We start from the raw sequence: 12502 nt of genomic DNA, 5'->3' as shown, positions 1-12502 counted from the left end.
CGGACTGCCACCGTCTCATCGAAGTCCATCATTTGTCCAGGGGTTATCCGAAGGATTGTCAAAAGCCCTCGTCGCGGCGTACCTCGGCGTCGATCTTGCAGTTGTGGTGCCCACCAAAGCGGGCAATCCAACCGTGATCCGGCACCACAACCGCAAGATCGACCGACGCCGGAACCGTGACCTCTTGATCAACTTTGCGGAGGAGGGAACTGTTCAGGTGGTGCGTGTGCGTGCCCGCTGATGCGTCGTTGTCTCGGCCCGGGTGCCGGAGGCGGCACTGGCGCGCTTACGGGTGCGGTTGTGGTCGCTCTGGTGCGAAAACTGAACCCGTAACAGCAGCGGCCACCCGCGCCGCCCCGGGGGCGCACTCGTTCCGAGCCGATGAGGCCAACCCGCACGCCATCCACAACCACCACGTGATGAACAGTTGCCGGAGGAGTAACTATTCAGGTAGTGGGTCCACAGTGGACCCAACGTCGCTGATCTTGCAGTTGTGTTCGGTTCGGAGCGGGGCAAATCGGCCCGAATGGGCGGGCACACCTGCAAGATCGAGAACCGAGAGCCACCCGTCGGCGTCGATCTTGCGGTTGTGGTGCCTTGTTTGCCCGTTTTTGCTACCCTTTGTGGCCCATCACAACTGCAAGATCGACTCGTGTCGCCGGTGGCCGGGTGCCGGCGGCCAACGGGCTTGGCGGGCGAAGGCCGAAACCTCCGGCGCCATGCTGTGCCCGGCCGATCATCGGAGTTGATGGTCCGGCTGGGCGTGACGCGCGTTCGATGTGTCGTTCGGAAGCACGCGGGCTCGCCGGACAAGCCTTCAAGATCGTGGGACGTTGCGACGTTGTCGCTGGTTTATGTCTGATTTGTCCGTGAGAACGTCGCAACGTCGCAACGTCTCAGGGGTCACGCGGCCGGGTCGGCTCCGCAGCGCACCCACATCACGCCAGAGCGGGCTGGTGCGGGTCAGGGCGCGACGACTCCGCCCACTCCGGTGCGGCCGGCGGGGGTGGCGACGAGTTCGACCGTCACCCCGGCCCGGACGCGTTCTCCGAACACCTCGACAACGGCGTCCGTGACCGCCGTGCCGAGGCGGGCGACGATCTCGTCGGCGTCGGGACGGGCGAACGCGGCCTCCCGGATGCCGAACGTGACGCTGGGCGACGGTGCCTGCGCCGGCGTGCCGCCGATGCCCCAGCGGTGCGGCGGCAGGCCGATCAGCCGCACGTCGGCGATGGCCCGGGCCCACTCCCCGTAGACGGCGACGACCGCGTCGGTCAGCGCCCGGATCAGTGCGGTTTCGCGGCCGGCCAGGTCGCTCTCCAGCGCGTGGACGCTCAGGTGGGGCATACCATCCTCCGGAACAGGAACAGGTTTGACCGCAAACCATCTTTGTAAGCAAAGGTATTTGGGGGACCGGCGGAATGTCAACGGACGACACGGTCCGGGAGCTGCTCCTGGTGATGCCGAGGCTGGTCGGCAGGGTCAAGCGGCTGCCGGTGCCGGCGCAGCTCCGGTCGTTCGAGCTGGCGCCGAGGCACCTGTCGATGCTGTCCCTGCTGCTGCTCGACGGTCCGCTGACGGTCTCGCAACTGGCCGGCATGCTGGGGGTGGCACCGACCACGGTGAGCCTTATCGTCAGCGACCTGAGCCGCAAGGGCGTCCTGGAGCGGCGCGAGGACGACGCCGACCGCCGCCGCCGCATCGTCGACATCAGCCCCGACAGCCGGCCCGCCATCGCCGAATGGCTGTCTCCGGGCGCCCGCGCGTGGCGACGCGCCCTCGCACCGCTGAGCCCGGCGCAGCAACGGATGTTCGTCGACACCATGCTCCGCTACGAGGAAGCCGTTCAGGGGAACGACTAAACGAGCGTGTTCTGGTCGTGCAGGAGCAGCCATTCCCCGTCGTGGCGGGCGAAGACCATGGCCAGCCGGTACCGGCGGTGATAGGGCGCGCCCCCGTCGTCGGCGTCGTGGTAGTCGACGAGGAACACCGCCACCTCCGTGTCGCCGGCGCTCACGCGGCGCTCCGTCGCCAGGTCCATGCGCCAGGTGTCGGAGCCGAACCACCCGCGGTGGAAGTCGACCACCTCGTCGCGGCCGCACACGAGCGTGCCGTTGGGCAGCACCAGGGTCACGTCCTCGTGCACGGTCGCCGCGAAGGCGTCGAGGTCGCGCCGCCGGATCGCGTCGAGGTGGGTCTCCAGGGCCGCGTCGAAATCCATGCGGGGGAGCATGGCACACGGCGAGCTAACCGATGCGACGCAGCACCGACCACTGCTGGTACGGCACGAAGCCGAGGCTCGCCTTCATCTCCGCCTGGCCCTTGCCGCCGATCACCAGCGGGCGGCCGGACTCGACGGCCCGGCGGATCAGGCGGTCGAGGTGGTCGAACCACAGGCCGCTGCGGCGGCCGGGGCCGGGTGGACGCGCACCCCACGGCCCGAGCACCGGCGCGACGGGGTGGTCGAACACGAGGCTGGCGGCGATGAGGCCGCCCGCCGGGTCGGTGTACCGGATGACGTCGACCCCCGGCAGCGCCAGCACGGCGGCGAACATCTCCCGCCGCCAGTAGTGCATCGGCAGCCAGCGGTTCCGGTGGTTGCGCCGCACGGTCGCCCGGTTCAGCCGGAACATCGTGTCGACGTCGAGGTCCGCGTCCCGCGCCGGGCCGAGCCACACCGAGGTCTCCGGGTCGGCGTCGACGAGGCGGGCCAGGCGCCGCTGGTCGACGCGGCGGGACTTGCGCAGCGTCCGCAGGTAGGCGTCGTGGTCGGCGAACCCGTTGCGCAGGACCGCCACGGGCGCGCCCTCGCGGGTCACCGTCGCGCCGCGCAGGACGACCGGCAGCTCGGCCCGGTAGAGCTGGCGGTAGACGATCGCCCGGAGCCACCGCCCGCACTCGCGACGCAGCGCCGATTCGAAGGCGTGCAGGGCCGCCGCGAGGAGATCGGGGCCGGTGCCGCTGGGGTGCAAGGTCGTCGACACCGCGCCGGGCAGGGCGATTCCCGGCAGCGAGGTGGTGCCCGGACAGTCGACGTCGACCAGGCCGGCGAGGCGCCCCACGCCGTGGAGCCGGGCGGCGCCGAGGCCGATCACGCGGTCGCCGTCGCGGAACATCCCGGCGAGCATCCGCCCGCGCCCGGGCCCTTGGTTGCGGGCCCGCACGACCGACCAGCTCCACGCGTCGTGGAGCCCGGCATTGTGCATGCCGTCCGACCAGCCGCGCGGCGCCTCCCCGGCCGACACGTCGCACAGCTCGAAGTGGAGATCACCGATCATGAAACGAACATACCGACGACCTCATCAAAGTGGCAAAGAATGCAAATGCGACTATGCGTTTCCCTTTAAGGCGCATCGAAGCTCACCCCTGTATTTATGTTGACGGTCACGTATGATCCCAAATATCGGACGTCGGCGGCGGCGCATTCCGATGCATCGGCAAATGCACCCCGACCGCGTAACCACGCGGGCGGTTCGGCGCGCCTGAAACCCTACCGGGAGAAGCGTTTCATGAACCAGGCACTGCGCCGCAACGCGGCGTTCCTCGTCCTGTTGGCACTCGCCGCGGGTTGCGCGGCGGTGGTGTGGTTCGGACTGCCGCACGACCGCGAGGTCAAGTCGTTGTGGATTTTCCTGTTCAAGCTGGTGCCGTTCGTTTTCGCCGTGGAGGCGGTGGCCCGACTCGACGTCGAGCTCGCCCGGCGGCTGCATCTGGTGCGGATTCTCCTACCCGCGGCGTTCGTCGTTTATTTCCTGTATTTCGTTCCCAAGATTTTCTTCTACCTCGACGATTTCCCGACCGTCTATTACCACATCCTCGTCCTGACGCCGGTCATCATCGTCTCGCTCGTCCTCGCCTACCGGCTCGGCGGCGGCACGCCCGGCAACGTGCGGCGCGTCGGGTACGCGTTGCTCCTCATCATGGTCTCCGGCCTGGAGGACCTGGCATTCCTGACGGTCAACAACCACACGGAACCGCCCTACAACGAGATTCCCGCGGTCTGGACCTGGGCGTCACACATGACCGTGTTCATCGGGCACCCACCCACCCGGAACGAGGCCTTCGCGTTCATCGCCGTGCACGTCGTGCTCGTCGTGTTCCTGCTGGCCGCGCCCACGCGGTGGTTCGAGAAGCTGCGCCCGCGCGGCCGCGACCGCGGCGCGCCGGTAGGCGAGACCGAGTCGATCGAGACCGCGCGAACCTGAGAACCGTCTCGCCGAAATCCCCAGAAGGGAAGCTTTTCAGAAGGGAAGCGACGACGATGTTGACCTCATTGGTGACCGGCGGAGCGGGGTTCATCGGCTCCAATCTGGCCCGGTGCCTGCTCGCCGAGGGGCACCGGGTGATCGTGCTCGACGATCTCAGCGGCGGCTCGCACAGCAATGTCCCCGAGGGCGCCGAGTTCCGCCTCGGCAGCGTGTGCGACGCACCGGCCGTCAACGCGCTCTTCGCGGAGTTCCGGTTCGACTACGTGTTCCATCTCGCCGCCTACGCCGCCGAGGGGTTGAGCCATTTCATCAAACGGTTCAACTACACCAACAACGTGATCGGCAGCGTCGTGCTCCTCAATGCCGCGGTCAACGCCGGCACCGTGCGCTGCTTCGTCTTCACGTCGTCGATCGCGGTGTACGGCAGCAACCAGGTGCCGATGAGCGAGGACCTGCCACCCGCGCCGGAGGACCCCTACGGCATCGCGAAGCTCGCGGTCGAGCAGGAACTGCGGGTCACCTACGAGATGTTCGGGTTGCCCTACATCGTCTTCCGGCCACACAACGTCTACGGTGAATGTCAGAACATCGGTGACCGGTACCGCAATGTCATCGGCATCTTCATGAACCAGGCACTGCGCGGCGAGCCGTTCACCATCTTCGGCGACGGCGAACAGGTGCGCGCGTTCAGCCACATCAGCGACGTGGCACCGGTGATCGCCCGGTCGGTCACGAACGAGGCCGCGTTCAACGAGACGTTCAACATCGGCGGCGACACCGTCAGCTCGCTGAACGAACTCGCCCGGATGACCGCCGACGCCATGGGTGTGCCGTTGCGCACCGCCCATCTGTCGGCCCGCAACGAGGTGCGGGAGGCGTACGCCAACCACGAGAAGGTGCGCAAGGTCTTCGGCATCACCGGCGAGGAGATGCCGCTGCGCGACGGGCTCGCGGCGATGGCCGCCTGGGTCCGCGGGCAGGGTCCGCGCGAGCCCTCGGTGTTCGACGCGATAGAGGTGACGCGCAACCTGCCGCCGTCGTGGTTGGCCGCGTTCACCGAGAGCCGGTCATGAGCGAGGCGTCCCCGCCGTCGGTCACCGCGTTCATCCCCTGCTACAACGAGGTCGACCAGGTCGACGACGTCTACGCCGCGATCGACGCCGCCCTGTCCGGCTATCCCGACCTGGAGATCCTGTTCGTCGACGACGGCTCGACCGACGGCACCCTCGCCAAGGTGAAGGCTTTGTGCGACAAGGATTCCCGCGTCCGCTACCTGTCCTTCTCGCGGAACTTCGGTCTGGAGGCGGCGCACGGCGCGGGTTTCCGCTACGCGAGCCGCACCTGGGTCGTGCAGCTCGACGCCGATCAGCAGTCGCCGCCGGCCGAGGCGCCGAAGCTGATCGCCAAGGCGCTCGAAGGCTACGACGTGGTCTACGGCATCCGGCGTGAGCGGCACGACCCGCTGTTCCGCCGGCTCGGCTCGGCGGTGCAGCAACGGATGGCGCAGACGCTGTTCGGCGTGCACCTCGTCTACGGCTCGTCGGTGTTCCGCGTGGTGCGGGCGAGTGTCGCGCGCCGGGCCGTCGACCTGCGGCTCGCCACGCCCTACTTCGTCGCCACGATGCCGTTGCTCGGTGCCCGCTTCGCGACCGTCGACGTCGCGCACCGCCGGCGCCGGAACGGCGGGTCCCGCTGGGCGGTGTGGCGGTTGTTCGCCCACAGTGGCGAGCTGTTCTTCGGCTTCTCGCTACGGCCGCTGGTCTGGATCTACCTGGCCGTCGCCGGCGTGCTGCCGGCGGTGGTGCTCGCCGGGACGGTCGGCGCCCGCGCGGGCGAGGCGGTGCTGCTGGCCGCGGTCGCGGTGCTGGCCGCCTACGTGCACCGGCTGGTCCGCGGATCGGTGCGGCCCCGGTTGTACTACGTCCGCGAGGCCAACATCCCGATAGCGCCGGAGGACTCGCTCTTCGCCGAACCCGTGAACCTGGAGTCGGCCCGATGATGCTGATTCTCGGCGCGAGCGAGGACCAGCTGCCGGTCTACCTGGAGGCGCGCCGCCGCGGCATCCCCACGATCGGCGTCGACGTGCGCGGCGACCGTCCCGCGCTGGCGCACGCCGACGAGTGGCTGCCGGTCAGCACCAGGGACTCCGACGGCATCGTCGCCGCGCTCGGCGGCCGCCGGCCCACGTCGGTGGTCGCCGCCGCGAGCGACGCGGGCCTGTGGACCTGGCACGAGCTGTGCCGCCGGTACGGGACGCCGTACCGCTACCCGGCCGGCGCGGTGCGCGCGTCGGTGGACAAGGCCGTCTTCCACGAGGTGGTCCGCGCCGCCGGCGTGCCGGTATACCGCTGGCGCCAGAGCGCCGATCGCGCGGTGCTCACCCGGGCCGCGCACGAGTTCGGCTTTCCCGTGGTGGTCAAGCCGCCGGACACGTCCGGCAGCAAGGGCGTCAGCCTCGTCGAGCGGCCGGCCGACCTGCCGGCGGCGCTGGCGTACGCCGGCAGGTTCACCGCCGCGGGCGGCCCGCTGCTCGTCGAGGAGTTCCTCGCCGGGCGCAACCTCACGGTCGACGTGTTCATGTGCGACGGCGCCGCGGCGTTCACCGGCATCACCGAGAAGCGGATGATGCCGGGCCCGCACTTCGTCATCGGTGGCCACCTCTGCCCGGCGCCCCTCGCCGACGCCACCCGGGCCGCCCTCGCCGAATCCGCCGAACGGTTGTGCCGGGCCATCGACCTCGTCGACGGGTCGGCCAACCTCGACGTCGTCCTGCGCGACGACGGCACGTTCGCGGTCATCGAGGCCAACGCGCGGCTGTGCGGCAACTCCGTCCCGTTGCTGATGCGGCACGTGTACGGGGTCGACACGGTGGCCGCGCTCGTCTCCCTCGCGACGGGCGAGCCGTTCGCCGATCTCCTCACGCCGACCCGCCGGGACACGGGCATCATCCACGTGCTGGCCTCGCCGCTGGCCACCGACGGCGTGCTGTCCGCCGTCTCCGGCGTTCAGGAGGCGCGGGCGCTGCCGGGTGTCGTGTGCTGCGAGGTGTACGCCGAGCCCGGCGACCCGGTCCGGCCGTTCGACCAGTCTGCCAGCAAGGTCGGCTACCTCGTGGTCACCGGGCCCGACCCGGCCGCCGCGCGGGCGCGGCTGGCCGCGGCGCTCGACGTCCTGGTGCTGGACTTCGAGGGCGCCCGTGTCACCGCGTGAGCCGTGACCGAGCGCGTGACCGACCGGCGTTACCGGCGGGTGGTGCGGCGGGCGTTCCGCGAGGTCACCTTCTACCGGTCGCAGTGCGCGGCGGCCGGCCGCCTGCTCGACGAGCCGGTGCCCACGCCGACGGCGGCGGTGCCGGATCCGCCGTACGAGCTGTGCCCGTTCCGGCGACCGTGGCGGCCGGACCGCGACCTTCCACTGTGGACTCCGGACCCGCGTCAACTGGTGGGCGCGCTGCGGATCGCCGGGCTGCTGCCCGCCGCCGGCACCGTCGTCGAGGTCCGCCGCGCGCTCGTCGACCTCCCGCGCCTGACCCGCCGGGTCCGCTACGCCGTTCTGCTCGGCGCCGACGCGGTGGCCGCCGACCGGTGCGGCACGAACGCCGCCACGCTCGATGCGGTGCGGGCGCCGGTGCTCCTGGTCGGCCCGGTCGACTGGCCGGACCCGGTGACGGTGCCGCGCGTCGACCTCGCGCGCGTGGCCGACGGCTCGGCGCCGCCCGGCCCGCTGCTGCTGCACGACCCGACGCTCGGCTACCTCGGCGCCCGCCACCCGGACTGCGGCGGGCTGCATCTGGACATCAACGTCGTCCACGCTGCGGAGCGGGACGGCCGGCTGGCGTTCTCGCTGCTACGGAGGCGCCGGCCGACCCTGCTGGCGATGGTCCCGCCCGGTGCGGGGAACCTGCGCCTGGCGACATGCGCGCGGCACCGGACGCCGGTGCTCGAACCGGTCAGCCCATCCGATTCGCCGCCCGGTTGACCGCCACGGCCGGCGCGTACTCGCTGACCACCACCTGGGCCTTGCCGGCGCCCGTGAGCGGCACCCGGTCACCGATGCGCATCTCCAGCGGCAGCTCGACGCCGGTTTCGCGGAGCAGCGTCCGCTCGGTGTTGGCCAGCACGGCGTCGGCGGGGAGGGAACCGTCGGGCACGACGAACACCCGGACGGTGCCGGCGGCGTCCTGACGCACGTACAGCTCCGCGACGCCGGGCTCGACCATCGCGACGCTGGTGAAGATGTCGCCGAAGACCTTCGTCCCGTCGGGGAGCACGACGGAGTCGTTCATCCGGCCGCTGGTGAGCGTCATCGTCCGGAACCGTCGACCGCACCGGCACGGCGTCGGCGAGATCCGGCCGATGTCGCCGATGAGGTAGCGCACCAGCGGCATCGCGCGTTCGTGGAACGCCGTCACCACCAACTGCCCCTCCGTGCCGTCGGGCAGCACGGTCCCGTCGTCGTCGACCACCTCGACGTAGACGCGGTCCTCGGCGATGTGCCGGCCGCCGTGGTGGCACTCGAAGTAGATGTTCAGCGTCTCGAACGACGAGTACTCGTCGCGGACCGGCACCCTGAAGCCCCGTTCGAGCGCGGCGCGGTTCGCCGGCACCAGCAGTTCCGACTCGGTCAGCAGGAGCCGCAGGTGCTTCGTCAGTTGCGTCCGCTCGTCGTCGGTCATCGTGCGGAGCAGTTCCCGGAGATGCACCGGATAGCCGATGAGGACGCGGGGCCGGTACGCGAGCAGGCGCGCGACCCAGGTGGCCGGCGGGTCGGTCGACAGGATGAGGTAACGCCGGAACAGGCCCACCTTCTCGATGACGCGCGGGGGCATCGGGTTCGGCTTGATGTGGGCCAGCCGATCCGTCGGCAGGTAGCGGCGGGTCGCGAAGAACCGGCGGACGCAGGCGGCCATGTGGTAGTCGTGGGCGTTCATGTCGTGCCAGCCGGTCACCCGCATGCCGGTGGTGCCGCTGCTCGACCACGCCAGGCAGTCGTCGGTGTCCACCCCGTCGGCGACGAACTCCCGGTTCGGCGTGCTCCGCATGATCGACTTGGTCACCATCGGCAGCCGGGCCAGGTCGGCGAGGGAGTCCAGCCGGGGGAGGGTGCCGCGGTAGTAGGGGACGTTCGCGTCCGCGTGGGCGAGCATGCGGTTCAGCCGGCGCAACTGGTACCGGCGCAGGCCCGCCCGGCCGCCGTACTGGCGCACGAGCGTCAGCGGCACGTACGCGATCTCACGCAGCAACATGGACGTCCTCCTTGACCGGTGCCGGACGGGTCAGCTTGATCCGGAGCGTGGCGGCCTGCACGATCCCGGCGGTCGCGAACGCGATGAGCACGCCGACCCCGCCGGCCAGCGGCACCGCCACCAGGCCGGCGGCGGTGGCGGCGAGCAGGCCCATGGCCGTCGCCAGCGCGGTGATCCGGGTGGACGGCGCGTCGGAGTTCTCCACCAGGTAACCGGCGAGGATCAGGGCGACCAGCATCGGGGTCTGCGCGGCGAACAGGACGCCCCACACGATCACGGGGTTGCCGGTCGCGTCGAACACGTCCGTCGCGGCCAGCAATGTCACGCCGGCCGCGACGTAGGCCAGGTCGCCGGCGATCACCCAGGCGGCGATGCGCCGGGCGGCGTGCCGGGCGGCGGCTCCGCGCGCACCGATCAGCCGCACCGACACCCAGGGCGTGTAGACCCGCAACGCGTAGATCAGGAAGTTGACGCCCGCGGACCACACGATGTCGACCGCGACGAACGGGCCGACCTGGTCGTGGAACGAGGACGCGGACAGCAGCGCCACGAGCACGCCGGTGCTCAGGTAGAGGCACACGTCGGGGCTGCCCATCAGCACCACCGTGCACCAGATCCGGCGGACGAACGCGGGCCGGGCCCGGATGGCCAGCGACGGCCGGCCCAGCCGGGTCAGCAGCACCACGCACAGCGCGGTCTGCACGGCGACCATGCCGGCGACGTACCCGAGCGGGCCGAGCCCGAGGGCCGCCAGGCCGAGCAGGCCGACCTGCGCCACGGTGAGGAGCAGGAAGGCGCGCGCGTCGTACCAGGGCCGGCCGACCGCCCGGTGCAGGCCGACCAGGAGCAGCAGCACGCCGGTGGTGGTGGACATCGCCGCCACCCCGAGGTAGACGGCCACCGGGCCGTGCGGGGCGAGCGCCGCGGCGGTCGCGAACGCCGCCAGCGCCGGCACCGGCAGCACCCACAGCAGCGCGCCGGCCGCGTGGATGATGAGCGGACCCGTGCGCGGCGCCCGCGGCAGCAGCTTCAGCACCGTCTTCTCCGGGCCGGCCACCAGCAGCGCGATGATCCACGAGAAGATCGCGACGGCGCCGGCGTAGGTCCCGTAGCGGTCGGCGCCCCACAGCGGCAGCAGCGCCACCGTCGACACCAGCGCCGCCAGGCGGTACGCGCCCCGCCCGAAGATCAGCGCGGCGAACGTGGGCAGCCGGATGCGCGCCGGCGCGGTCACGGAGATGCCTCGGCCCGGTCGCGCAGCGGACGCGCACCGCTGCGCAGGTACTCGTCGAGCGCCGCCGCGATCGTTTCGTCGCCGAACACCTGGCGCAGGCCGCGCAGCCCGGGTCCGCCGTCGACGCCGAACAGCGCGCGCCGCGCCGCCCGTGCCGTGTCCGCGGTCGGCTCGGCACCGGCGCGGATCGCCGCGAGGGCGTCGCGGACCGGGCCGGGGTCGGCCGGATCGCGTGGCGGGCCGAGGATCCAGCAGCGGTCCGGCGCGTACCGGTACAGCCAGGCGCGCGCGTGGCCGGCCCGCTCGCGCAGCCCCGGCCGGCCGGCCGCGTCCGGGTAGGCCGCGTCGAGGTCGTACGCCGCGGCGTGCAGCGCGCCGACGACGGTGGAGAACGGCGGGAGATCGGACGCGGTGGTCTCGTCCCAGGCCCGGTAGAGCTGGTAGACGACGGCCCGGTCGAGCCGGGTGGGCGCGGTGCCGCCGTGCCGGCGCACGACCCACTCCGCCATGTCCGGGGGCATGATCGCGACGAGCGGATCCGCGGGTGCCGTCGCGGGCGGCGCGTTCGCGGGCGGCGTGATGCCCGGCGGCGTGATGCCCGGCGGCGCGTTTGCCGGCGGCGGCGCCGCGTTCACCGGGCGGTCGACGACGGCCGACGCGGGCATCGAGGCACCGCAGCGGCCGCACCAGCAGGACGGCCGGCGCCACCGGCGGCGGACCGTGGTGAGCCGGCCGGCCGTGCCGCACTGCGGACAGGTCAGCGCCACCCGGCCAGCCCCCACAGCGGCACCGGCTCGGCACCGTACCGGGCCTTGATGCCGGCCATTCCCTTGCCCAGCACCAGGTTCCGCCGCCCGTCGCGGATCATCCACTCGACCAGCCGCAGGTACTGGTCGAAGTAGAGGTCGCGGCGCCCGCCGTCGGTGTCGCGCCGCGCGCCCCACAGGATCAGCAGGAGCCGCTCGCCGTCGTCGTGGACCAGCGAGTACCCCAGCAGCCGCCCGGCGGCGTTGCGGTAGGCCAGCACGCTGACGTCCGGGCGGTCCATCAACAGGTCCAGATACCGGGCCGGCACCGGCGGGCGCGCCCACCGTCCGGCGTACCGCGCCCGGACGGTCTCCAGCAGCCAGGCGGCCTCGGCGGCGTCGACGCGGGCCTCGACCGCGCAGCGGACGTCGGGGTCGGCGGCGACGGTGCGCCGGATCTTCGCCAGCTGCGAGCGCCACTTGGGGTTGAGCGACCGCAGGTACCCGTCGACGTCGCCCCACCCGTTGGCGATGCTCATCCGCGGCGCCAGCGGCCGGCGCAACCGCCGGCCACCACCCAGGACGGGCACGTCCCCGGCGGTCACCTCGCGGTACGCGATCGGCAGACCACGACCCAGCGCACGCTCGAACGCGCGCACCGCCGCGATCTTCTCCTCCGTCGACAGGCCGGCCGCGAACGCCGCACCGGCGCCGTTGGTGCTCGCCGCGAGCCGGCAGATCGCCACGACCCGCCGCCCGACCGGTGCCGGCCGGGCGAAGCGACCCCGCCGCACGGCGGGATGCTCCGCGTGGAAGAGCGCGATCGGCGCCGCGTCGCCGTACCCCGTGCTCCTGCGGCGCACCAGGACCATCGACGCCCGGCCCGCACCGCACCAGTCGGCGGCGGCGAGCACCTCGGACCGCCACATCGGCAGCAACCGTTCGCGTTCCGCGAAGTCGTTCCACGCGGCCGGAACCGGCATCGACAGTGGATCGACAACCGTCGCGGTGAGATCCATCCCGTCCAGTCTGCATACCACCCACGCGGCTGTCCATGTGCCGATAGGGC

The 12502-nt window shown here is 71.7% G+C and carries 13 protein-coding genes; 6 read left to right on the top strand and 7 right to left on the bottom strand.

Annotated features, from left to right (window positions below; genetic code table 11):
* Positions 1-963: 963 nt before the first annotated feature.
* Positions 964-1347, bottom strand: coding sequence for a tautomerase family protein (locus tag Vau01_RS15205; RefSeq protein ID WP_203992509.1), 384 nt, complete (start codon positions 1345-1347; stop codon positions 964-966).
* 74 nt (positions 1348-1421) lie between these two features.
* Here Vau01_RS15205 and Vau01_RS15200 point away from each other — a divergent pair, with 74 nt between their 5' ends.
* Positions 1422-1862 carry a MarR family transcriptional regulator gene (locus Vau01_RS15200; protein WP_203992507.1) on the top strand — a complete coding sequence of 147 codons (441 nt, stop codon included), beginning with the start codon at positions 1422-1424 and terminating at the stop codon, positions 1860-1862.
* Here Vau01_RS15200 and Vau01_RS15195 read toward each other — a convergent pair.
* Together Vau01_RS15195 and Vau01_RS15190 are read right to left on the bottom strand one after the other, a co-directional pair.
* Positions 1859-2221, bottom strand: coding sequence for a YybH family protein (locus Vau01_RS15195; protein WP_203992505.1), 363 nt, complete (start codon positions 2219-2221; stop codon positions 1859-1861). The genes Vau01_RS15200 and Vau01_RS15195 overlap by 4 nt on opposite strands.
* 25 nt (positions 2222-2246) lie before the next feature.
* The gene (locus tag Vau01_RS15190; protein WP_203992503.1) at positions 2247-3278 is read right to left on the bottom strand and encodes a hypothetical protein; all 1032 of its coding nucleotides are present in this window, start codon (positions 3276-3278) and stop codon (positions 2247-2249) included.
* A gap of 231 nt (positions 3279-3509) precedes the next feature.
* Between Vau01_RS15190 and Vau01_RS15185 the strand changes: the two genes are divergently transcribed.
* From Vau01_RS15185 to Vau01_RS15165, 5 genes are read left to right on the top strand one after another with little or no spacing between them, the layout of a single operon-like run.
* Positions 3510-4205, top strand: a complete 696-nt coding sequence (locus tag Vau01_RS15185; protein ID WP_203992501.1) for a hypothetical protein — start codon at positions 3510-3512, stop codon at positions 4203-4205.
* Positions 4206-4261: 56 nt separating this feature from the next.
* A complete protein-coding gene (locus Vau01_RS15180; protein WP_203992498.1) occupies positions 4262-5281 on the top strand; it encodes an NAD-dependent epimerase/dehydratase family protein in 1020 nt (339 codons plus the stop codon).
* The gene (locus Vau01_RS15175) at positions 5278-6207 is read left to right on the top strand and encodes a glycosyltransferase family 2 protein (RefSeq protein ID WP_203992496.1); all 930 of its coding nucleotides are present in this window, start codon (positions 5278-5280) and stop codon (positions 6205-6207) included. The genes Vau01_RS15180 and Vau01_RS15175 overlap by 4 nt, the downstream gene beginning before the upstream one ends.
* On the top strand, positions 6204-7418 hold the full coding sequence (locus Vau01_RS15170; protein ID WP_203992493.1) for an ATP-grasp domain-containing protein: 1215 nt from the start codon (positions 6204-6206) through the stop codon (positions 7416-7418). Before Vau01_RS15175 ends, Vau01_RS15170 begins: the two co-directional genes overlap by 4 nt.
* 3 nt (positions 7419-7421) lie before the next feature.
* The gene (locus Vau01_RS15165) at positions 7422-8186 is read left to right on the top strand and encodes a hypothetical protein (protein WP_203992490.1); all 765 of its coding nucleotides are present in this window, start codon (positions 7422-7424) and stop codon (positions 8184-8186) included.
* Here the strand turns inward: Vau01_RS15165 and Vau01_RS15160 are convergent.
* From Vau01_RS15160 to Vau01_RS15145, 4 genes are read right to left on the bottom strand one after another with little or no spacing between them, the layout of a single operon-like run.
* Positions 8158-9453: a phenylacetate--CoA ligase family protein gene (locus Vau01_RS15160; RefSeq protein WP_203992487.1), complete on the bottom strand. Its 1296-nt coding sequence runs from the start codon at positions 9451-9453 to the stop codon at positions 8158-8160. The two genes, Vau01_RS15165 and Vau01_RS15160, sit on opposite strands and share 29 nt — an antisense overlap.
* Entirely contained in the window at positions 9440-10687 is a 1248-nt protein-coding gene (locus tag Vau01_RS15155; RefSeq protein WP_203992484.1) for a hypothetical protein, read from the bottom strand. The genes Vau01_RS15160 and Vau01_RS15155 overlap by 14 nt, the downstream gene beginning before the upstream one ends.
* Complete coding sequence (locus Vau01_RS15150) at positions 10684-11454, bottom strand: hypothetical protein (RefSeq protein WP_203992481.1); 771 nt, start codon at positions 11452-11454, stop codon at positions 10684-10686. The genes Vau01_RS15155 and Vau01_RS15150 overlap by 4 nt, the downstream gene beginning before the upstream one ends.
* Complete coding sequence (locus Vau01_RS15145) at positions 11445-12452, bottom strand: GNAT family protein (protein ID WP_203992478.1); 1008 nt, start codon at positions 12450-12452, stop codon at positions 11445-11447. Before Vau01_RS15145 ends, Vau01_RS15150 begins: the two co-directional genes overlap by 10 nt.
* Positions 12453-12502 lie beyond the last annotated feature (50 nt).

It is taken from the genome of Virgisporangium aurantiacum (genome assembly GCF_016863635.1).
Classification (GTDB): domain Bacteria; phylum Actinomycetota; class Actinomycetes; order Mycobacteriales; family Micromonosporaceae; genus Virgisporangium; species Virgisporangium aurantiacum.
Note: the sequence above shows the minus strand (reverse complement) of the source record. Positions and strands in the feature narration are given on the sequence as shown.

What these genes read in the sequence shown, in the direction of transcription:
- Vau01_RS15180 (WP_203992498.1), top strand. Translation starts at nt 4,262, where the DNA reads ATGTTGACCTCATTGGTGACCGGCGGAGCGGGGTTCATCGGCTCCAAT.
- Vau01_RS15195 (WP_203992505.1), bottom strand. Translation starts at nt 2,221, where the DNA reads ATGGATTTCGACGCGGCCCTGGAGACCCACCTCGACGCGATCCGGCGG.
- Vau01_RS15190 (WP_203992503.1), bottom strand. Translation starts at nt 3,278, where the DNA reads ATGATCGGTGATCTCCACTTCGAGCTGTGCGACGTGTCGGCCGGGGAG.
- Vau01_RS15170 (WP_203992493.1), top strand. Translation starts at nt 6,204, where the DNA reads ATGATGCTGATTCTCGGCGCGAGCGAGGACCAGCTGCCGGTCTACCTG.
- Vau01_RS15205 (WP_203992509.1), bottom strand. Translation starts at nt 1,347, where the DNA reads ATGCCCCACCTGAGCGTCCACGCGCTGGAGAGCGACCTGGCCGGCCGC.
- Vau01_RS15185 (WP_203992501.1), top strand. Translation starts at nt 3,510, where the DNA reads ATGAACCAGGCACTGCGCCGCAACGCGGCGTTCCTCGTCCTGTTGGCA.
- Vau01_RS15175 (WP_203992496.1), top strand. Translation starts at nt 5,278, where the DNA reads ATGAGCGAGGCGTCCCCGCCGTCGGTCACCGCGTTCATCCCCTGCTAC.
- Vau01_RS15200 (WP_203992507.1), top strand. Translation starts at nt 1,422, where the DNA reads ATGTCAACGGACGACACGGTCCGGGAGCTGCTCCTGGTGATGCCGAGG.
- Vau01_RS15145 (WP_203992478.1), bottom strand. Translation starts at nt 12,452, where the DNA reads ATGGATCTCACCGCGACGGTTGTCGATCCACTGTCGATGCCGGTTCCG.
- Vau01_RS15160 (WP_203992487.1), bottom strand. Translation starts at nt 9,453, where the DNA reads ATGTTGCTGCGTGAGATCGCGTACGTGCCGCTGACGCTCGTGCGCCAG.